14 protein-coding genes are annotated in these 21,665 nt (G+C 38.4%); 3 read left to right on the top strand and 11 right to left on the bottom strand.

The features are described from left to right. The first annotated feature begins 395 nt into the window (after positions 1–395). Together EFD62_RS06230 and EFD62_RS06225 are read left to right on the top strand one after the other, a co-directional pair. The gene (locus tag EFD62_RS06230) at positions 396–767 is read left to right on the top strand and encodes a hypothetical protein (protein WP_069194181.1); all 372 of its coding nucleotides are present in this window, start codon (positions 396–398) and stop codon (positions 765–767) included. A 125-nt stretch (positions 768–892) separates the two neighbouring features. Continuing rightward, positions 893–2,935 (top strand): thioredoxin domain-containing protein, encoded by a 2,043-nt coding sequence (locus tag EFD62_RS06225; RefSeq protein ID WP_128705873.1) that lies wholly within the window; start codon positions 893–895, stop codon positions 2,933–2,935. Between the two features lie 242 nt (positions 2,936–3,177). Here the strand turns inward: EFD62_RS06225 and EFD62_RS06220 are convergent, their stop codons facing one another. The 8 genes from EFD62_RS06220 to EFD62_RS06185 all read right to left on the bottom strand — a co-directional run bounded on the left by EFD62_RS06220 (position 3,178) and on the right by EFD62_RS06185 (position 16,805). Then, complete coding sequence (locus EFD62_RS06220) at positions 3,178–4,461, bottom strand: homoserine dehydrogenase (RefSeq protein WP_069194183.1); 1,284 nt, start codon at positions 4,459–4,461, stop codon at positions 3,178–3,180. A 68-nt stretch (positions 4,462–4,529) separates the two neighbouring features. Continuing rightward, complete coding sequence (locus tag EFD62_RS06215) at positions 4,530–6,887, bottom strand: ATP-dependent DNA helicase (protein ID WP_069194184.1); 2,358 nt, start codon at positions 6,885–6,887, stop codon at positions 4,530–4,532. A 5-nt stretch (positions 6,888–6,892) separates the two neighbouring features. Next, positions 6,893–8,044: a CheR family methyltransferase gene (locus EFD62_RS06210; protein ID WP_069196287.1), complete on the bottom strand. Its 1,152-nt coding sequence runs from the start codon at positions 8,042–8,044 to the stop codon at positions 6,893–6,895. A 96-nt stretch (positions 8,045–8,140) separates the two neighbouring features. After that, positions 8,141–11,617, bottom strand: a complete 3,477-nt coding sequence (locus EFD62_RS06205) for a response regulator (protein ID WP_128705872.1) — start codon at positions 11,615–11,617, stop codon at positions 8,141–8,143. Positions 11,618–11,664: 47 nt separating this feature from the next. Continuing rightward, positions 11,665–12,939, bottom strand: coding sequence for a hybrid sensor histidine kinase/response regulator (locus EFD62_RS06200; RefSeq protein WP_128705871.1), 1,275 nt, complete (start codon positions 12,937–12,939; stop codon positions 11,665–11,667). A 54-nt stretch (positions 12,940–12,993) separates the two neighbouring features. Further along, entirely contained in the window at positions 12,994–13,731 is a 738-nt protein-coding gene (truA, locus tag EFD62_RS06195) for a tRNA pseudouridine(38-40) synthase TruA (RefSeq protein ID WP_069194187.1), read from the bottom strand. 119 nt (positions 13,732–13,850) lie between these two features. Continuing rightward, positions 13,851–15,059: an NADP-dependent isocitrate dehydrogenase gene (locus EFD62_RS06190; RefSeq protein WP_069194188.1), complete on the bottom strand. Its 1,209-nt coding sequence runs from the start codon at positions 15,057–15,059 to the stop codon at positions 13,851–13,853. A gap of 384 nt (positions 15,060–15,443) precedes the next feature. Then, the gene (locus EFD62_RS06185; RefSeq protein ID WP_128705870.1) at positions 15,444–16,805 is read right to left on the bottom strand and encodes an ATP-binding protein; all 1,362 of its coding nucleotides are present in this window, start codon (positions 16,803–16,805) and stop codon (positions 15,444–15,446) included. A gap of 213 nt (positions 16,806–17,018) precedes the next feature. Between EFD62_RS06185 and EFD62_RS06180 the strand changes: the two genes are divergently transcribed. After that, complete coding sequence (locus tag EFD62_RS06180; RefSeq protein WP_128705869.1) at positions 17,019–17,966, top strand: aldo/keto reductase family protein; 948 nt, start codon at positions 17,019–17,021, stop codon at positions 17,964–17,966. Between the two features lie 80 nt (positions 17,967–18,046). Here EFD62_RS06180 and glgA read toward each other — a convergent pair whose 3' ends face one another. From glgA to EFD62_RS06165, 3 genes are all read right to left on the bottom strand, one after another. Further along, entirely contained in the window at positions 18,047–19,489 is a 1,443-nt protein-coding gene (gene glgA / locus EFD62_RS06175; RefSeq protein ID WP_069194191.1) for a glycogen synthase GlgA, read from the bottom strand. 196 nt (positions 19,490–19,685) lie between these two features. After that, complete coding sequence (locus EFD62_RS06170) at positions 19,686–20,381, bottom strand: RluA family pseudouridine synthase (protein ID WP_128705868.1); 696 nt, start codon at positions 20,379–20,381, stop codon at positions 19,686–19,688. Beyond that, positions 20,378–21,250, bottom strand: a complete 873-nt coding sequence (locus EFD62_RS06165) for a class I SAM-dependent methyltransferase (RefSeq protein WP_069196288.1) — start codon at positions 21,248–21,250, stop codon at positions 20,378–20,380. Before EFD62_RS06165 ends, EFD62_RS06170 begins: the two co-directional genes overlap by 4 nt. Between the last annotated feature and the right edge of the window lie 415 nt (positions 21,251–21,665).

Genomic DNA, 21,665 nt, shown 5'->3' with positions numbered 1-21,665 from the left:
GAGCCTATAGTATTGAATATGTAAGGAGGAAAGCTTTTGAAATACCAGATGATATTTCACTTATATCCTTGTTTGAATGTGAGCCAACATTATTAGATACTGGAGTACCATACTTTTGTAATGAAGCAACATACAAGTTTTCAAATCAGAATAATGAAGATTTTTGTGTTAGCATTCGTCCATCATACAATGAAAGTTTCTGTCACCCTATCAGGGAGTAATGAACTGATTTCTGCTTTAGATATTAGCAACATTGAGACAATGGAAATACTCTCTGATAAAAAGGATGAGTCAAAAATAATGATAACTAGCCCAAATAGCATTATCAAAATAAACTTTAAGCCTAAGCATAAGATTTTTATTAACCAGTTTTATGAGTAAGGAGGAGAGTTTCAATGAAATTTCCTGATACATATGAGGAGATAGTTGATACATATTTGGAATGTGCAAAAATACATTATGACATTGATTATGCTGACAAAAGTTCTGTCAAAAAGGGTAATAAAGCTGTAACTACCATGATAGGTATTGCCAAGCTTATTAATGAAAAATATCCTGAAAGGATAGAAGACTTTTCTACCCTACTTAACACTACTACTAATAGGATAGATATTTGGGTTGCACATCATATCCTTGAATATATGAACTATTCAAACAGTTTGGAAAAAAGGGCATTAGCTGTTATAAAAAAATACTCAAAGGAAAATACAGTTAATGGTCTTGGGAATAGAATGTGGCTTGATGAATGGAAGAAAAAGAAAAAGTAGTACATTCCTTTTCTCAAATTTTCAAATTGAATATATAATTACTTTCTTTCAAATAATAATTTGGTGGTAAATAAAAATAATACTTTACTATAAAAACCAAATTATGAAAGGAAGGTGATGCTCACATGTCAACTAATAAACAAGCCAATAGACTAATCCATGAGAAATCCCCATACCTCTTGCAACATGCACATAACCCCGTAAACTGGTATCCTTGGTGTGATGAAGCCTTTGAAAAGGCTAAGTCGGAAGATAAGCCTATCTTCCTCTCTATCGGCTATTCCACCTGCCACTGGTGCCATGTAATGGAGAGGGAATCCTTTGAAGATGAAGAAGTTGCCGACATTCTAAACAAAAACTTTATTTGCATTAAGGTGGACCGAGAAGAGCGCCCGGATATAGACAATATATACATGACCGCTTGTCAGGCACTGACAGGACATGGCGGTTGGCCGCTAACTATTATTATGGCCCCTGACAAAAGGCCTTTCTTTGCCGGAACGTACTTCCCAAAGAAAGACCGTATGGGAATGCGCGGACTTGTATCCATCCTTAACAGCGTACACGACACTTGGGTAAATGAAAAAGATGCTCTCGATAGATTCAGTACCCAGATAGTCAATGCAATCAGTGAGTCAATTGATGATGGCTCCTATAATTCAATTGATGAAATTTCAGAGGACATTTTTGAAGATGCTTTTTCACAGTTCAAATATGACTTTGACAACATTCATGGAGGTTTTGGAAGCGCTCCCAAATTCCCCACTCCCCACAACCTGTATTTTCTGCTGAGATACTGGCATAAAACCAAAGATGAGTACGCTCTCAACATGGTGGAAAAGACTCTTAATTCTATGTATAGTGGCGGAATATACGACCACATAGGCTTTGGCTTCAGCCGCTATTCCACTGACAAAAAATGGCTTGTGCCCCATTTTGAAAAAATGCTGTACGATAATGCATTACTGGCTATAGCCTATCTTGAGACCTATCAGGCAACAAGGGATGAGAAATATGCCGATATTGCAAAGCAAATCTTTACTTATGTGCTAAGGGATATGACTTCACCGGAAGGCGGATTCTACAGCGCCGAAGATGCAGACTCCGAGGGTGAAGAGGGAAAATTTTATGTCTGGTCTCCTGATGAAATAAAAGAAATACTGGGAGACAGTGATGGAGAAAAGTACTGTAAATATTATAACATCACTGAGGAAGGGAATTTTGAAGGCCTTAATATTCTAAACCTCATAAACAGCACAATATCTGACGAAGACATGGAATTTGCTGAATCATGCAGACAAAAACTTTTTGAATACAGAGAAAAAAGGGTGCATCCTCACAAGGATGATAAAATTCTTACTTCCTGGAACGGTCTTATGATAGCTGCCATGGCAATTGGAGGGAGGGTTCTAGGTATTGAGAAATATTCCCTTGCCGCTGAAAAAGCTGCAGAATTTATATTCTCCAGACTTGTAAGGTCCGACGGAAGACTTTTGGCGCGCTATAGAGACGGGGAAGCTGCATTTTTAGCATATGTCGATGACTATGCCTTCTTAGTCTGGGGACTTATTGAACTATATGAGACAACTTACAGGCCACAGTATCTCAAAAAAGCCCTAAAGCTAAACAATGACCTGATTAAGTATTTCTGGGATAATGAAAAAGGTGGACTTTTCATATATGGTAGCGACAATGAGCAACTAATTACCAGACCAAAGGAAATATATGACGGAGCCACTCCCTCCGGTAATTCGGTCGCAGTCCTAAACTTTCTAAGACTTGCCCGTCTGACCGGACAGCAAGAGCTGGAAGAAAAAGCGCATCAGATGTTTTCCCTTTTTGGAAGCAAAGTTGGCAGTATGCCAAGGGGATATGCATTTTTCCTAACAGCAATGCTTTTCTCGCAATCCAAAACAAAAGAAGTTGTTCTGGTGGGAGATAGTCACAAGGATACCCAAAACATGCTAAATATTATAAGCGAAGATTTTAGACCCTTTACAACATCAATTTTGTATTCGGAAGAGCATAAGGATATAAAAGAACTGGTTCCTTTTATTGATAATTACACTGCAGTTGAAGGCAAAACCACAGCTTATATTTGCGAAAACTTCACCTGTCAGTCACCAATTATTGACAGCAACCAGTTCCGTGAAAAGTTAAATAATTAGTATTAAAGTAATATAAAAGTACAGGTTTCATAAAAAAAATGCAAATTTTTTAAAAAAAAAATTTTTTATGACAATAAAAACAGAAAAACTTACGAATTAGTATTAATAGAAAGACAGCTAAGGTATAACATAATAAGGTTATTAAATTCTGCTAACAACTGTAGATTTAATACCTACAGTTTAATTTACCACTTCTAGAAGTATCCCTCGCCCCAGGGATACTTTCTCTATTTATAGCTTTATTAACGCTCTACAGGTATGATGTTTTCAACCATTAATACATCCTCTTCCTTTGCAATATCGGATATAGCCTTTTTCATGGAAAGCTCCTTGGCCAAATGAGTCACAAATATCAGCGGAACAGCATCCTTTCCCCTGTCCTTCTGGATTACCGATGCTATGCTCACTCCATATTTACCAAAGTATCCGGCAATTTTGGCAAGAACACCGGGCTTATCCTTTACTGTAAGTCTAACAAAGAATTCACTTTCCCAATCATCGTTGAATTTTAGTTTTTCGGCAGAGCCTTCGTCGTTATAAAAGCTTATATACCTGTGTTTGCTTCTCTGATGATATGCAGTAATTATATCCGATACAATTGCACTTCCCGTAGGAAGGTCCCCTGCACCTTTGCCATACAGCATTATATTTCCCACTGCATCTCCCTTTAAGAATACTGCATTAAAGGAATGCCGGACGGCAGCCAAAGGATGATCAACAGGTATGAATGTGGGATGAACTCTTACTTCGACGGTGTTGTTGCGCTTTTTGGCAATAGCAAGAAGGCGGATTGCAAATCCCAACTCCCTACCATATTCAATATCTTCTGTCGTAATTTTAGTAATCCCTTCCCTGTAAATATTGTTGACATCTACCCGCTTATGAAAGGCCATGGAGGACAATATGCAAATTTTATACATCGCATCAAAACCCTCTATGTCAGCAGTTGGATCCGGTTCTGCAAACCCAAGCTTTTGTGCCTCTGAAAGTACATCACTGAAATCTCTGCCCTCTTCCGACATCTTCGTCAGTATATAATTGGTGGTACCGTTAATAATCCCCATAATCTCGCCAATCTTGTTTGCCTGAAGCGACTCTGCAAGAATCTTGATAACCGGAACGCCACCTGCCACGCTCGCTTCATAATACAGTCCCACTCCATTTTCCCGGGCAACCGTTTGGAGCTCCAGGCCATGCTTTGCAATAAGCTCCTTATTTGCCGTAACCACCGTCTTCTTATTCATAAGGCAGGACACAATATAATCTTTGGCTGGCTCTACACCTCCCATGAATTCAGCAACAATAGAGATTTCAGGATCATTGGCGATTTCTTCAAATTTATCCGTCAGAATTGAATGCTCCAATTCTATATCTCTTTTCTTATTAATATCCCGTACAAGAATTTTTGCTACTTTGAGTCCAACTCCTTCACTTAGCAAAATATCTTTTCCATTATCGCGAATAATTTTATAAGCACCGGTTCCAACATTCCCAAAACCCAGAAAACTAATTTTTACTTCTTCCATATCCAATCGCCTCCAAAAATCATAATACCAATCTGTTTACTTTGATTATACCAATAAAACCTTCTCTTTCAACCCCCATGTCCATTCCAAAACTTTTTTATATTCTCTGATATATTACTCCCTGCTACCCTGACATAGGGGAACCATTCATTGGGAAAAAGTGCAAGATAACTTGGATTTGTAAACCTGTCATCAATTAAAAGTATTACCCCCTTGTCATCTTCCGACCTTATAACCCTCCCTGCTGCCTGCATAACTTTGTTCATTCCGGGATACATATATGAATATTCAAACCCAAGCCGGTTTTTATTCCGGTAATAATCCCTTATTATATTCCTTTCATAGCATATTTGAGGAAGGCCCACTCCCACAATAATTGCCCCTATCAGCCTGTCATCCTTAAGGTCAATTCCTTCAGAAAAAATTCCTCCCAATACGCAAAAACCCAGCACTGTTTCTTCAGGATCAGCCTTAAAATGTTCAAGAAAATCCTCTCTTTCCTTTTCCGCCATGGAAGCTGACTGAACATAAACCCTTATATCGCTGCATTCTTTTTCAACCAATTCATAAATCATGTTCATATACTGGTACGACGGGAAAAAAGCAATGTAATTTCCCTTTTTGGCTTGAACAGTAGACTTTATGCACTGTACAACCTCATTGCAGCTTTTGTCTCTATCCTGATACCGGGTAGATATCCTGTCGGCTATCATGAGACACCTGTTATTCACTTCAAAAGGTGAATTCAAATACATTGTATAGTCATCCGGCCCGCCCCCCAATATCTCCTTGAAATAGTCCAAAGGCAGTAGCGTAGCTGAAAAGAAAACCGCAGCCTTTCCTCTTTTTAGAGCTTCACTCAAGAGATGGGAAGGGTCAAGGCAAAAAAGCTTTATTATAACATCGTTATCGGATTTCTCCACAAAGGTAACATACCTATCATCATAGAGCTCGGATATCTTAATATACATAAGTACATCAAAGTAGAGTTGGAGAAGATCTTCATTTTCAACGCCGCTTTTCGCCTTTTCCGCCAAGTATTCTTCACATTCACCAATGAGTCTTCTTAAAAGCAGATATATTTCACTTTGTTCTTCTTTACTCACATAATAATCGTTATCGGCACAGAGCTTTTTCATTGTCAGCATAAATGTATTAAGTTTATTCAGTGTTTTGGATATTTTAGGACTCTCCTCTTTCATTGCTTTCTTCAACTTAAGAAATTCCTTTTTCGAAAGCTGTGCCGAAAACATTTCTCTTGCCCTGTCCACAAGGTTGTGGGCCTCATCAACCAGAAAAGTATAGTCACCGCCCGCATCGGAGAAAAACCTTTTTAAGTATACCTTCGGGTCAAACACATAATTATAGTCGCAAATTATAGCATCAGCCCAGAGGGTAAGATCCAATGCAAACTCAAAGGGACAAACTCTGTGCTCCTTTGCATATTGCTCTATAACTTCTCTTTTAATTTCATCTTCCCTAGTAAGTATATCCATTATTGCTTCATTTACTCTATCAAAATGCCCTCTAGCAAACTCGCATTTTTCCGGCTTGCATGCAGATTTTTCCATAAAACATATTTTTTCCTTTGCAGTGAGAGTCACCGTCTTAAGCAAAAGACCCTTTTCCCTCATTTTTGCAAAAGCTTCTTTAGCGACACCTCCTGTAATGGTCTTTGCTGTAAGGTAAAAAATTTTTGAGGTATGTCCTTCCCCCATAGCCTTAACTGCCGGAAACAAGGTTGAAATAGTTTTTCCAATACCCGTAGGTGCCTTTACATAAAGTTTTTTACCCTCTGTAATGGTCTTGTAAACAGCTACAGCAAGCTTTCTTTGACCCTTTCTATATTTCTCAAAAGGAAACACAAGGTCTTTGATTGAGCTGTCCCTCTTAATCTGCCAATCAAACGCAAGTCTTGCCCATACATGATATTTTTCAACGAGTTCATCAAAAAACTGTTTCAACTGTGCAAAACTGAACTCTTCAACCAGGTATTTTATTTCTTCCGTATCCAAATGACAATAGGTAAGCCTTACTTTTATATTGTCCAAATTTTCATTTACTGCCTGAATATATGCATAGCATTTTGCCTGTGCCCAGTGCAGAGGATTGTAAAACTCATCTATTGATTCCAAAGGTACTGCTGTTGTTTTTATCTCGTCAATCGTAAAACAGCCGTCCTCATTTATTACACCATCCGCCCTTCCTTCAACAGTAAGAAAAAAATCGTCAAATTCAATAGTGGTCTTTAGGAAAACTTCCGAACTATACTCTTTGCCCTGGGCCTTCTGTATTTTTTTATGAAGTCTTGTACCTTCAGCAGCCCTGTTGCTGCCGCCAAAAGAGCTGTCAATATCACCTGTTCGCAGCACAAACTCGACCAGATTCCTTACCGCTATCTTTAATTCCTTTTTGCATTCACTCATTAGACTCAACCTTTTCCATTATATGGACTTTCATGATTAATAAAAGATAAGTTCTTTCTTCTAAAAACCTTGTGTTTTTCATTGTAATCGACAAAATGCTCATATCCGTTATTAAGAAGCATACCTTCACTCTTGCCCATTATCAGAAATCCCCCATCATCCAGTGAATTGTAAAAATGCCGAAGCACTTTCTTTTGCAAGACTATGTCAAAATAAATCATTAAATTTCTGCAAAGAATCATCTGAAATTCATTGAGGATCCCCTTTTCAATTACACTGTGCTGAAAAAACAAAATATTCTCTTTTAGCTCGTCCTTAATCTTCATATAGTTGCAGGTAATATCAAAATAGTCGGTAAAGTCTTTTGCTCCCCCTGCTTTTTTATAGTTGTCAATATCGTCATCTATTGTACTAATGGAATAAAGACCGTTCTTTGCCTCCTCAATAACGTAGGGATTTATGTCGGTGGCGTAAATCTGCACCTTGTGAAGAATACCCAATTCCTTCAGAATCATTGCAAGGGAATACGGCTCCTTCCCGTTGGAGCAACCAACGCTCCATATCTTAATATGAGAATAGGAATCCAAACGAAGCAATACACTCTCTTTAAGGAATGTAAAAACTTCAGGATCCCTGAAGAAATTCGTAGTATTGATAGAAAAATCCAAAAAAAGCTGTTCAAATACGTCCTGATCGTTGAGAACCCGCTCTCTGAATTCCTCAAAGCATGTCATGCAGTATCTTAGCATTGATATTTTTATTCGTCTTATTATACTATCCTTCCGATACTCTGTAAAGTCATATCCATACTTATCGTAAATGTCCCTCAGAAAATCTTCCACCTGTTCCGGCTCAAAATCCTGACAGTTTAATTTTTCATTACTCTGATAAGTCTTATTTAATAGGGATTTTTTCTTTACCAAAAAACATTTTATACCAAGAGACAGAAAATATGAATATAAGTATGCTTTAAGCACAAATACCTTGCATCTATTATCCTCCTGCATCTTCATTATTCTTTCAACAATATCCCGTGTAACAATATTTGCATCTAAAAAGGTAATATGTATTTCATATCTGCCACTTTCATGAATGCACTCTAACAGTCTGTCTGCCTCAGCTTTCGAATCCAATTCCCCCATGACTGAAATATGCATTATCTGTCCTTCTTTTGCCCTATGAATATTCAAACAACTGCACCCCAATAGTAAAATATTAAAAATGAAATTAAGAATATAAATTTTTATTATAATCTATTTAGCTATCCAAGCTTTTATAAGACGTATCAGCACGTCATAATCTACAGGCTTTGAAATATAGTCATCCGCTCCAGCCTCAATACACTTTTCCCTGTCAGCTTTAAGGGATTTGGCTGTAACTGCGATAATAGGAATATCTCTAAGCTCACTATCGCCCCTAATCGCTCTCATGGTCTCATACCCGTCCATTACCGGCATCATGATATCCATCAATATTAAATCCACTTTCTGAGTCCTCAGCAATTCAAGAGCCACCTTGCCGTTTTCTGCAGCTACAATATTAGCTCCATAATCTTCAAGAGCAGATGCCAAAACAAAAACATTTCTATGGTCATCATCAACAATCATAATGTTCTTTTCCTTTAGGCTTAATGCATACTCCCTCTTCATTTTTGAAAATAGGTAGCAGCTATTGTCGATGTTTTCTTTAATCGCCTGTAGAAAAACAGTCAGCTCATCCTGCAGCCTTTCCTCTGAATTTGCTGTCTTGATAATTATTCTATCTGCATATCTTCTTATTTCATCTTCCTGTTCTTGTGAAAGGTCTTTTTCTGCGTAAACAATCAGTGGAATATCCACATGTTGCTCAGCTATATACCTGCAAATATTTATCCCGTCCCAATCTTTTAATTCCATATTCATAATGACAGCGTCATATATTTCGTTTTTAAGCTCAATTTTGGCCCGATTCTCTGTAGACACCACTTTTGCCTTTATATCCTTTTCTTTAAAGAGCTTCCTTATCGTATTCTGCCAGACTGCATCACCGCCAAAAATCAGAATATCTCTAGGATTCTTTTTGGAATAGTTTAATAAATAAGCCATAATTTGTAAAACATTATCATCTTCAAGGGCAGAAATCACATGCACAGGTATCTTTTTTAGCTCATCGGTACTCTTAAGCTCCCTGAGCACTTCAACTCCACTCATATCGGGAAGCATAATATCCAGTAGAATTCCATCCACCCTGATGATTTTGGCCAACTCCAAGCCTTCTTTACCGCTGCTTGCCATGAGGGTATTAAATCCCATACTCTCATTTATCTCTTTTATGTACTTTGCAAAATCCGCATCATCTTCAATAATTAATATGGCCTTGCCGTTCTTCGGTGCCTTTGGAATTTTCTTATTTCCACCTTGCTTTATTGTCATGCTATCCCCATCGCTCTTTTTTGTGTAAATAAGACCAGGTAATTTGAGGGAGAATGTGCTTCCCTCTCCAACCTTGCTACTGACCTCTATTTCTCCTTTCATAAGGGACGCTAGCTTCTTTGATATGGATAGCCCAAGCCCGGTTCCCCCATACTTTCTTGATATTGTCCCATCCACCTGTTGAAACTCCTGAAATATAACGGAAAGGTGTTCCTCAGAAATACCAATTCCTGTATCGGTTACTGAAAACAAAGCACCTCCTTCTATATTCTCATCCTTCACTGCCCTTAAGGTTATAGAACCCTCCGCAGTAAATTTAAATGAGTTGGAAAGAAAGTTCCTTAGTATCTGAGAGATTTTATCTCTGTCACCTACCAACATGGAATTTATCGAATCCTCCACTACAAAAGAAATATTTTTCTCTTTTGCGGAGCTTTCGAACATCTGTCTCAAGTCCTCTATCAGTTCACTAGAATGGAAAGTAAAAACATTCAAATCCATTTTACCCGATTCAACCTTCGAGAGGTCCAGTACATCATTAATCAGCCGTAAAAGCTCCTGGCCCGCTTTATTAATTACTTCGATCTTTTCCTTATCCTTTTCGTTAAGCTCACTTATCTCCTTCCGTATAAGCATTTTAGAAAGGAGAATAATTGAGTTAAGCGGCGTCCTTAGCTCATGGGACATATTGGCCAAGAATTCCGTCCTGTATTTATTGACCTTTTCCAATTCTTCAGACCTTACTCTAAGCTCCCGGGTTGTCTTTTCAAGATCCATATTCTTGGTATTCAGCAGCCTCGCCTGCTCCTCAAGAAGCAGCTGCTGCTCCTCAAGCTGGGAATTAGTCTGCTGCAGTTCCTCACTTTGCTGTTGAAGCTTCTGCTGCTGTTCTTCAAGCCTGGTATTGGTCTGCTGAAGCTCCTCAGTCTGCTTTTGCAGAAGGATTTGCTGTTCTTCCAATGCCCTGTTGGCCTCTTCCAGGTCACTCGCTTTCCTTCCTGCATCTTGTTTGGCAGCCTCTGTAATTTTCAAGAGGTTTACAATCCTATTATTTTGCACTGCAGTATATAGATATGTAGATATAATCCTGGCAGCTTCGTTCATTAATTCCTGTTTTAATTCTACAAAAGGCTCAAAAGAAGACAGCTCCAATACACCGTAAAGGTGATCCTGATATAATAGTGGCATGGCATAAACATTAAGAGGTGCTTCGCTGACAGTACCTGTAGTAACCAGAGCTTCTTGCCTTTTTACATTTTTTAAAAGAATTGGCTTTCTCTCAAGAGCTACCTGACCTATGATTCCTTCTCCCAGCTCATACTGATTTGACAATCGATCCCTCTCGGTAAAGGCATAGGATGAATTCAAATACAGCTTCTTATCCTCATCATTATAAAGATAGAGCACCCCGTTTCCCGCCTCCATAACACTTGCCAGATATGTTATCGCTTTGCCTGTAAGCTCCGTGAGATCGAATTTACCAGCAAGTTCTTCATTTAGCGTGTTACAGCTGTCTTTCATCCAGAATTGCTCCTTTAAGTTTCTGACAAGCTTGTTGTAGTAATTAGCCATGTTAACCAATTCATTTTTTCCGATAAGATCTGCCTCTATCAATTCTCTGGTATTTGCGCTGGTGCGCATTACATGCTGCAAATATGAAATAGGCCATATTATGCTTCTTATCACAATAGTAAACAAAACAACCGAAATAAGCACTATTATGCCGGTCCAATAGAATATACTGTTTTTATGGTACGTCTGTATTTGTGCAGATCGGTTTATAAGACTCAGTGCCGCACCTTCTTCAATCTTGTCCAGTCTATCAAGACGTTTTTCCAATTCTTCGGCAAATTCATTGTTTTCGGCAGTAAGTATTTGTATTTTTTCCGTATGCCTATTCTCCAGTATCAAAGCCACAATGTCATCACGAGTCTTTCTCCACTCGTCAAATATCTCCGTTGCTTCATTTACAAGCTGAGTTATTTCCCCATTATATTCGGAATTGACCCGTATTGTATCAAAGTTCTGCAAAACCTCATTATCCAATTCTTTGATTTTAATCAATTCATAATAGATATTATCAACATTATCAAGCAGCAAAAGCTCTCTTATGCCTCTTTGAATCTTTATTATTCCAACCCTTGCTTCTCTAACGGCATTTGATGTGCTCATCGATTGGGTGTAGATGTCTTTGGATACTTGTCCGATTTCATTTATATTGGAATAAGCAGCCACTGCAAAAACAATGAACAATATGAGCCAAACTGCAAATAATCCCCACATTCTGTGCTGAATAGTTATATGCCTTAGCAGTTTCATTAATAATACCTCCCCGAAAATTCATTGGATGTGTGCCGATATACGTCTTAATAGTAAATGTCAGAAAATTCTATATGTACATTATGATGAATTTTTTCACTTTCTTCTCTTTTATCCGTCACATCTCCCAAAGGAGTGTCCGTGCCCGCTAAGTCTGCAGGAATCTCGACTATAAATTCGCTCCCCTTGCCATATTCGCTCTTTACCCTAACGCTTCCGCCATGCATCTCTATCAGGGACTTAACCAGACTTAGGCCTATACCGCTTCCTTCATTTTTCCTGGTCAAAAGATTGTCTACCTGCTTAAACCTTTCAAAAATTACTTCCAGTTTATCCTCACTGATTCCTATTCCGGTATCTTTTACGCTTATCGCAACAGTCATGCCGCAGTCCTTCACCTCTACATTTATAGACCCCCCTCGAGGTGTAAACTTTATTGCATTAGATAGAAGATTTAATATTATTCGCTCTATTGCATTCTGATCACAGGATACAAACTTTTCTTCCACATCGGTATCAAATATCAGGGATACTCCTTTGTTCCTCGCATATTCCACAACCAATAAAGAAACATTTTCAACTATCTCAACTATATTTAGCCGGGATAATTCCAGTTCAAAATAGCCCGAATCTATCTTGGTAATATCGATAAGATTATTAACCAGCCTCAGCAAACGATGGCAATTTTGCTGCTGCATCGCAATCTTGCTGCGAATTTTTTCTCTGTCCAGCATCCGGTCATCCTTCAGGTATGAATTAATTATTTGCGTTGTGCTGTACAGTATATTAAGAGGAGTTCTCAGTTCATGAGATATATTTGCAAGAAAAATGCTCTTTGCTTCGTTTGCCGCCTCTGCTGCCTCCTTTGCAGCCCTTAGCTCTTCTGTCTGTTCTCTTACCCTTTTTTCAAGTACTAAATTCATTGTCCTCTCTTTTTCTATGAGCTTCAGGTAGACATTAATTCTATTAATAAGCTGGTATTCGTCAATAGGCTTTGTTAAATAATCCACAGCACCAATTTCAAAGCCCCGGCTTTGAAACTCATCACCAATATAGGAAGCTGTCAAAAAAACTATAGGTATACTGCTTGTCCTTTTTCTGTTCTTTATTATCGAAGCCAGTTCAAAGCCATCCATTCCCTCCATTTGGATGTCAAGTATAATAAGATCTACCCTGTCTTTGAATAGAATTTTTAATGCCTTTTCTCCCGAATTTGCTTCTTTTACATCTGCATTTATATGTTCTTCGATAAGAGATCTCAATGAAAACAAATTATTTTCGTTGTCATCTACAATTAGAATTGTGTACACAGGATCCAGCACATTTATCCCCCTTTTAAGATAAAATAAATTAACTTTTTTCTCTCAAAAAAACTCTCAATACTCCACCTCATATAGGAAAAGCCCGTTTGATGGTGCAGTATATCCGGCAAGACTTCTATCTTTGCCACTTAGTATATTCTCCATAGCATCAGGGCTTATTTTTCCAAGACCAACTTCAATCAATGTTCCTGTCATAATTCTAACCATATTGTACAGGAATCCATTTCCATAAAATATTATATCAATTATTTTGTCCTTTATCTCTATGTCAATGGAATAAACCCTTCTTACCTTGGACTTCTTTTTGCTTTTTAGAGTCGTAAAGCTAGTATAGTCGTGCTCTCCAATTAAAAATCGGGCCGCCTGTCTCATTGAATCAATATCCAGACAATTAGGTATATGACAGGCGTACTTTCTGTAAAATGGATTGTGGAATCTGTCATTCCATATCCTATAAAGATACTTTTTTGCTTTCGCATTATATCTGGAATGAAACATTTTATCCACTTCTTGCATATCCAGGACCACAATATCCTCGGGAAGGTACCTGTAACAGTAATCGAGCATAGCTTCCGGAACCATACTGCTTTCAGTATGGAAATTGGCCACCTGTCTTATGGCATGGACCCCTGCATCGGTCCTTCCCGAGCCAATAACCTCTATATCTTCCCCAGTCATTACACTTAGAACTTTCTCAATCTTGCCCTGAATTGTTCTGTCAGAGTCCCCGAGTCTCTGCCACCCCTGGTATCTACTTCCATCGTATTGTAATATCATTTTCATGTTTTTCATAATCTGGTACCCCATATATATAAGAGTATATCTAATAGTATATATATTGCAATAAAATAACCCGGTATGGCTTCAATTATACCGTACCGGGTTAACAATCCTACTAATAGCAATATTATTTATGCCATACCTTCAAAAGTCTTCCTGATTTCTTTTAGGAAATCCTCCGTATTAACTATTTTCTTTTCTGCAACTTCTGACAGCGAAGCAAGGTCCTTTGTCATTATACCGTTTTCTATTGTTTGAATAGATGCCTCTTCGAGCTTAGTTGCAAAATCAACAAGCTCCTCTATGCCATCCAGCTCTCCACGCTTCTTTAATGCACCTGTCCATGCAAATAAAGTTGCCATTGAGTTGGTAGATGTCTCTTCTCCCTTAAGATGCTTGTAATAGTGTCTTGTAACAGTTCCATGAGCTGCCTCAAACTCATATTTTCCATCGGGTGAAACCAGTACGGATGTCATCATGGCAAGACTTCCAAAGGCAGAAGCCACCATATCGGACATAACATCACCGTCATAGTTCTTGCATGCCCAAACCATGCCGCCTTCCGATCTTATAATACGTGCCACCACATCATCTATTAATGTATAGAAATACTCTATGTTTTTAGCCTCAAATTTTTCCTTGTATTCAGTATCGTAGATTTCTTGGAATATGTCTTTGAATCTGTGGTCATATATCTTTGAAATTGTATCCTTGGTTGAGAACCAGAGATCCTGATTCATGTCAAGAGCATAGTTAAAGCAAGCTCTCGCAAAGCTCTTAATGGATTTGTCGGTATTGTGCATACCCATTATCACACCACAGTCATTAAAATCATGAATGGTCTGTCTTGAAACCTCTCCATTTTCAGATGTAAACACAAGTTCAGCCTTTCCTGCCGACGGTACATAATATTCAACATTCTTATATACATCGCCATAAGCATGTCTTGCAATGGAAATTGGCTTCTTCCATCCCTTAACAAAGGGCTTTATGCTATTTACAACTATCGGTGAACGGAAAACCGTACCATCAAGAATTGCCCTAATTGTACCGTTAGGACTCTTCCACATTTGCTTTAAGTTGTATTCTTCAACCCTCTGAGCATTAGGAGTAATAGTGGCACATTTAACCCCTACACCATATTTCTGAATAGCTTTTGCAGAATCGATTGTAACCTGATCGTCGGTCTTGTCCCTGTTTTCAAGCCCCAAATCGTAGTATTCGGTATTGAGCTCTATATATGGCTCTAAGAGATTTTCCTTTATCATTTTCCATATAATTCGGGTCATTTCATCTCCGTCTATCTCGACCAACGGCACTTTCATTTTAATTTTGCTCATAATTCCACTTCTCCTTCTATTTAAATATTTAGATTGCTTTATAATGCTTACTTTATAATCATTGTTACGAATTTATCAAAGTCACCTATTATTTTAAATTAAAATCACACTATTATCAAGGTTCTTTTAGGTAATATTGTACAAATATTTGAATATATCGCTTACTCAAATTTCCCTAAAAAAAACAATGAATATCATGGAAGTCTAGCCCTGCCACGGTATTCATTGCATATAATAAGTTAGTTTTTGACTTAGAAAATCAACTATTTATTTCGCTTTTTCAACACCTTATTAATATAATACAGACAAATTTACTAATATCAATATACTCAATTTTATTTTGTCTGTTTTGTTAATTGATCACATAGAACTATGTGATATAAATCACTTTATTAAATTCTCACTGCCTTCCAACCAGTCAACAAACTGCCTTGCAGTCCTTGCCGACCGTCCGTTGTACATAAGCTCCCATTTCATTGCCTCTTTTTGAAGCTTATCTCTATCGATGCTAATGCCTCTTTTAGCCGCAAGACCTTCGACAATCTCTAAAAACCGTTTTTTATCCGGTGATGAAAAAATAACGGTAATTCCAAACCTTTCTGAAAGAGAAAGCTTTTCCTGCAGTATGTCCTGAGCTCTGACCTCATCGTCGGGGTTATCAGACCTAAAGCCTGCCCTGTCACTAAACTTCTCTTTAATAAGATGACGTCTGTTGGAAGTGGCATATATAAGTACATTATCCGGTCTGTTTTCAACTCCTCCTTCAAGTACTGACTTGAGAACTGTATAGCTCTCCTCACTATCTTCAAAAGCCAGATCGTCAACAAAAATAATGAATCTACACTTTCTACCTTTAATCAGCCTTAATACCGCAGGAAAATCCACAAGATACTTTCTTGGTATCTCAATGATTCTAAGGCCCTGTTCTCTATATTCATTTGCAATAGCCTTTACGGTTGAAGATTTCCCTGTTCCTCTGTCTCCATAAAGCAAAACATTATTTGCAGGCAATCCCTTAACAAACTTTTCTGTGTTCTCTATTACTTCAAGGCGTTCCTGCTCATATCCGATAAAATCAGATAGGCGAATCGGGTCAGGAGATTCAATACCTCTAAGGCTTGGTTCTCCTCCTATCGGCTCCCATACAAAAGCATTATAGCGAGCAAAAATTCCAGAACCGTTAGTGAAATAGAACTCCGAAAGGTTCTTGACACATTCTCCCCACTTACTGCTTGTTGCAAGAACATCAATCATTTTCTCGAAATTAAGGGACGATCTCTTTGGTCCATACTCACGTTTATTATCAAATTCCCATGCTGGAAGACTACTTATAAACCTCTTTTCACCCTCGCATGTGCAGATATTCGCCAGAGCATATTCTTTAAGCTGCTGGGATGTAATACGTGATATATCATAGAGTCTGTCCAGATCCTTCGAAGTCGCATCAATCATTATTTCATCAATACTATCTAGGGGTAACTTCTCCGCTTGCCGTGAGAAAGGGTTTTCATCAAAAAGTATCAGCTTTATTACATACTCCTTCAAGGATTGTATTGTGTTTGAGCTTGTCAGCTCAAAGAAGAACTCATTATATTTTCTTATAAATTCATCAGCCCCAGGCTGTTTCCTGCAAACCAGTACTCCAAGTTCGTATAACTTCTTTATTACACCGTCATTAAGCAAATTTCTATACACACACAATGAATCAAATGCAAGCATCAATTCATTGATATTAAAATCAGTCATATAATCCCTCCATCCTACTTTCATTCATCTTAAGTATATACTTTACCTATATAGGTCGCAATAAATATCTGATAATTAACATTACACTTTTATCATGGCATCACCTTCTTTAAGCAGACACACAATAATTAAGCTTTGTGTTAAATATACAAATAGAATGGTATACTATTAGTAATATAATCAAGCACAAAAATCGATGGGAGGGCACAAGAGATGAATTACAGAAAAATGGGACGTACCGGACTTAATATCAGTGAAATCAGCTTAGGGAGTTGGCTGACCTATGGTAATTCCACAGACAAGGAAATAGCAACCAAAGTCATAGACACGGCTTATTCTCTCGGAATCAATTACTTTGACACTGCCAATGTCTATGCCAATGGAAAAGCGGAAGTCATTGTCGGAGAAGCTCTAAAGAAATATCCTCGCGAATCTTATGTACTCGCAACCAAGGCATTCTGGCCAATGGGTACAGGCCCCAACGATAAAGGTCTGTCAAGAAAACACGTCTTTGAACAGGTTCATGCCAGTCTGAAGAGACTGAACGTTAACTATATAGATCTTTTTTATTGTCATAGATACGATCCCGAAACTCCGCTGGAGGAAACCCTAAGAACTATAGATGATCTTTTGCGTCAGGGGAAAATACTTTACGTCGGAGTAAGCGAGTGGACAGCAACTCAGATGGCACAAGCACTGCATATTGCTGACCGTTATCTTTTAGACCGGATAGTTGTAAACCAGCCTCAATACAGTATGCTTTACAGATATATAGAAGAAGAAGTTATTCCCTTCGGAGAAAAGAATGGAATTTCTCAGGTTGTTTTCTCACCCCTTGCCCAAGGAGTGCTTACCGGCAAGTACAAGCCCGGCGGCAATATTCCTTCGGACAGTCGTGCAGCCGACCCCAACTCTAATATGTTTATGGACAATTTACTTAAGGAAGAGAAACTGTTGAAGGTGGAGAAGCTTAAGACATTGGCGGATGAGTTGGGTATTTCTCTTTCCCAGTTGGCTATTGCATGGGTTTTGAGACATCCCAATATTTCAAGTGCCCTAATTGGAGCCAGCAAACCCGAACAGGTTGAAGAAAATGTTAAGGCCTCGGGAATAAAGCTTTCCGATGAAGTACTCGATAAAATCGAGGCTATCCTCGAATAAGCAATAATACCTTAGTATCTTTCCGGCTACAATATAACTTAAGGGCTATTGGAAAACTCCAATAGCCCTTTGTCAATACTCTAATTTGCAACCAGCTTTTTATATACATCGAGATATTCTTTCGCAGACTTTTCCCAACTAAAATCGATGGACATGCCTTTTTTCATCAAATGTGTCCATGTTGCCCTGTGATAGTAGAAATGAACAGCCTCCTTGATGGCATAAAGCATGTCATGGGCATTATATCTTGAAAAAGTAAAGCCATTTCCTTCATGGGTGATATCATTGTAAGGTGCTATAGTGTCCTTAAGTCCCCCTGTCTCCCTGACTATAGGTATTGTACCGTATCTTAAGCTGAACATTTGGCTTAATCCGCAGGGCTCAAAAAGAGAAGGCATAAGGAACATATCCGCGCCTGCATATATCCTTTGAGACAGGAGGGCGTCATATTTCAGGTTTACTGAAATTTTCCCCGGGTACTTTTCCTGATAATACTTGAACATCTGCTCATATCGATATTCTCCTGCCCCAAGCAATACAAATTGAATATCCATCTTTAAAATTTCATCCATTACACAATCAATCAGGTCAAATCCCTTTTGATCAACCAACCTTGATATTAGACCTATCAGCGGAATATCAATTCTTTCCTGGAGTCCCAAGCTTTTTTGAAGCATTTGCTTGTTTGTCAGCTTGCCCTCAAGGTTATCCTTTGAATAGTTTGCGAAGATTCTATCATCAACGGCCGGGTCATTTCTCTCCATGTCTATGCCGTTTAATATCCCATAAAGGTCATTGGACCTTTTGTTCAACACATTGTTTAAATTTTCACCGAAAAAGTCAGACTTTATTTCCTCCGCATAGGTTTTACTTACCGTTGTTATTATATTTGAATAAACAAGACCTGCTTTAAGATAATTCACCTTATCGAAAAACTCTATTCCGTCAGCATGGAAATATTCCCAAGAGACTCCTAAAACTTCCCCTAAAACCTCCTTTGGGAATACTCCCTGATATTTCAGGTTGTGTATTGTAAATACCGTCTTTATATCCCTATAAAAATCTGAATTCCTATACCATGCATTAAGGAAAAGACTCACCACTCCGGTCTGCCAATCATTGCAATGAATTATATCCGGCTTAAAATCAATTACAGGCAGTATCTCCAGCAGAGCTTTACAAAAGAATGCAAAACGTTCTGCTTCATCGAAGTACCCGTAATAACCGTCTCTTCCGAAATAGTACTCATTATCGATAAAATAATATGTAACTTTGTCCATTTCCAGCTTTAAAATTCCGCAGTATTGCTGTCTCCAAGATACATAAATACCTATTTCACCTATCTTCTCCATTTTCTCAACATACTGCATGGGTATATTCTTGTATTTTGGCATTATAACCCTTACATCATGCCCAAGACCGCATAGAGCCTTTGGCAAAGAAGCTGCCACATCCGCAAGGCCTCCAGTTTTTGCAAAAGGTTCTACTTCCGAAGATGCAAAAAGAACTTTTGTTTTTTTCATAGTATCCTCCCATAATAATTTGGTATAATTATTGGTGCACAAAAAGATCCTTTATTGCTTTTAATATATTATATTATTTATCCATCGATACGGTAAACAATACACATAATAGATAATTGTCTCAAAAATACAGGTCCAAATTTGGTAAAAAAGTCAAAGGGAAATATATTCCTTCACCTTTTTAGCAGTAATCAAATCAGTTTACATCAAACCAATTCCATGGTTCACTTCCGGGAGTTTCGCATGTGAAAACCATCTCTTCTTTTAATACCGGATGTACAAGGGCAATCTCATTTGACCACAAAGCTATCTGCTGTCCGGGTTTGTTTACGCTCTGCCCATATTTCTGGTCACCGTATAAAGGGTGTCCGGCATTTGCCAGTTGGACTCTAATCTGGTGGGAACGCCCCGTGTGCAAATTGACCTTAATCAAACTAAAATCATTATGCATCCCCAGAACCTTGTAATCCAAAATCGCCAACTTACTGCCCGGTGTACCTTCCTTGACAACGCTCACCACATTATTCCTGGTATCCTTTAGCAGATAATCCTCCAGCCTTCCTTCAGACTTATTGAGAATACCATGAACTACTGCCAGATACACTTTTTTAAATTGTCTTGTGCGCACCTGGTCCGAAAGTCTTGATGCAGCCTTTGACGTTTTGGCGAAGACCATTACTCCTCCCACCGGACGGTCAAGCCTGTGAACAAGACCAAGGTAGACATTTCCGGGCTTGTTGTATCTACACTTTATGTCTTCTTTAAGCAGGGTGAGCATGTCGCTGTCGTTGGACTCATCCTTCTGGGTCGGAATATTAACCGGCTTTTTTACCACTAGTAGATGATTGTCCTCAAAAATTACAACAATGCCTTTATCTTCGCCGCAACTCATTTCTTCTCTGCCTCCCAACGACCATAAATGCCACATGGAAGAACAATACCGGAGGCTGAAGCAGGTATCCCAACTTCACCGCAGCTAACCACACCTCCAAATTTTTTGCCCACCGTCATTTTCAGTATATTGGAGACAACCGTAGGTGAAAAACCTGTGGTATATGAATTTATGAGGAAAAATAGAGGTTTAGGCGACAGGACATCAATGCACTCCTCGACAAATCCGTAAAGTGCATCTTCTATCTTCCATATTTCTCCCCGAGGACCTCTGCCATAGGATGGAGGATCCATAATTATGGCATCGTACTGATGCCCCCGGCGTTTTTCCCTCTGCACAAACTTTATTACATCATCAGTAATAAATCTAACACTTCTATCCCCCAGTCCTGATAAAGAAAGGTTCTCCTTCGCCCACTGTACCATCCCTTTTGCAGCATCGACGTGACACACCGAAGCATTTGCATAGGCACAAGCAACGGTAGCACCTCCGGTATAGGCAAAAAGGTTCAGCACGTTAATCTTTCTAGATGCAGAACGTATTTTATCAATCATCCATTTCCAGTTGACTGCCTGTTCCGGGAAAAGGCCCGTATGCTTAAATCCTGTAGGTTCAATGTAAAAGGACAAGCCTTGGTAAGATATTTCCCACCTTTCGGGGAGCTTCTTTTTGAACTCCCAATTGCCGCCTCCGCTTTGACTTCTGTGATAATGGGCATCTGCCTTTTTCCAAAGACCCTTTTCATCCCTGATAGGCCATATAATCTGCGGATCAGGTCTTCTTAGTACATACTTCCCCCATCTTTCAAGCTTTTCCCCATTGCCTGTATCTATAAGTTCATAATCCTTCCAGTCATCTGCCAGTAACATCATATAAAAACCTCCGTTTGTAAAATCAATTATATATATTTTGGCTTAATTTATATTAAATCCGCTAATAGCAATACTTGAAATATTATACCACACTGTTTGCTTTTTTAAATAAAAAACATGGACTTAAGTATAGATAATAGTATTTAATTTCAAATAGTAACAAATTGCTTAAGGCATGAATATTATATATTGACCTGTAAAAAGGAGGCTATACTATCTCCAAGTTCTCTGTAGGGGTCTTTGGAGAAAATAGTGAATTTCTGTTTCTCATTCTTGCATTTTTATTTTATTCTGCAAAGGTTATGGTTTTGTCAATATTATCCAAATTTATAACCGACAGAGCATCAGAAAGGAGGATTAATCATGTCAGAAGGAAGAGGCTTTGGATTTTTTGGAGACAATAGCGAAATAT

This window comes from Acetivibrio mesophilus (genome assembly GCF_004102745.1).
GTDB classification, from domain to species: Bacteria; Bacillota; Clostridia; order Acetivibrionales; family Acetivibrionaceae; genus Hungateiclostridium; species Hungateiclostridium mesophilum.
Note: the sequence above shows the minus strand (reverse complement) of the source record. Positions and strands in the feature narration are given on the sequence as shown.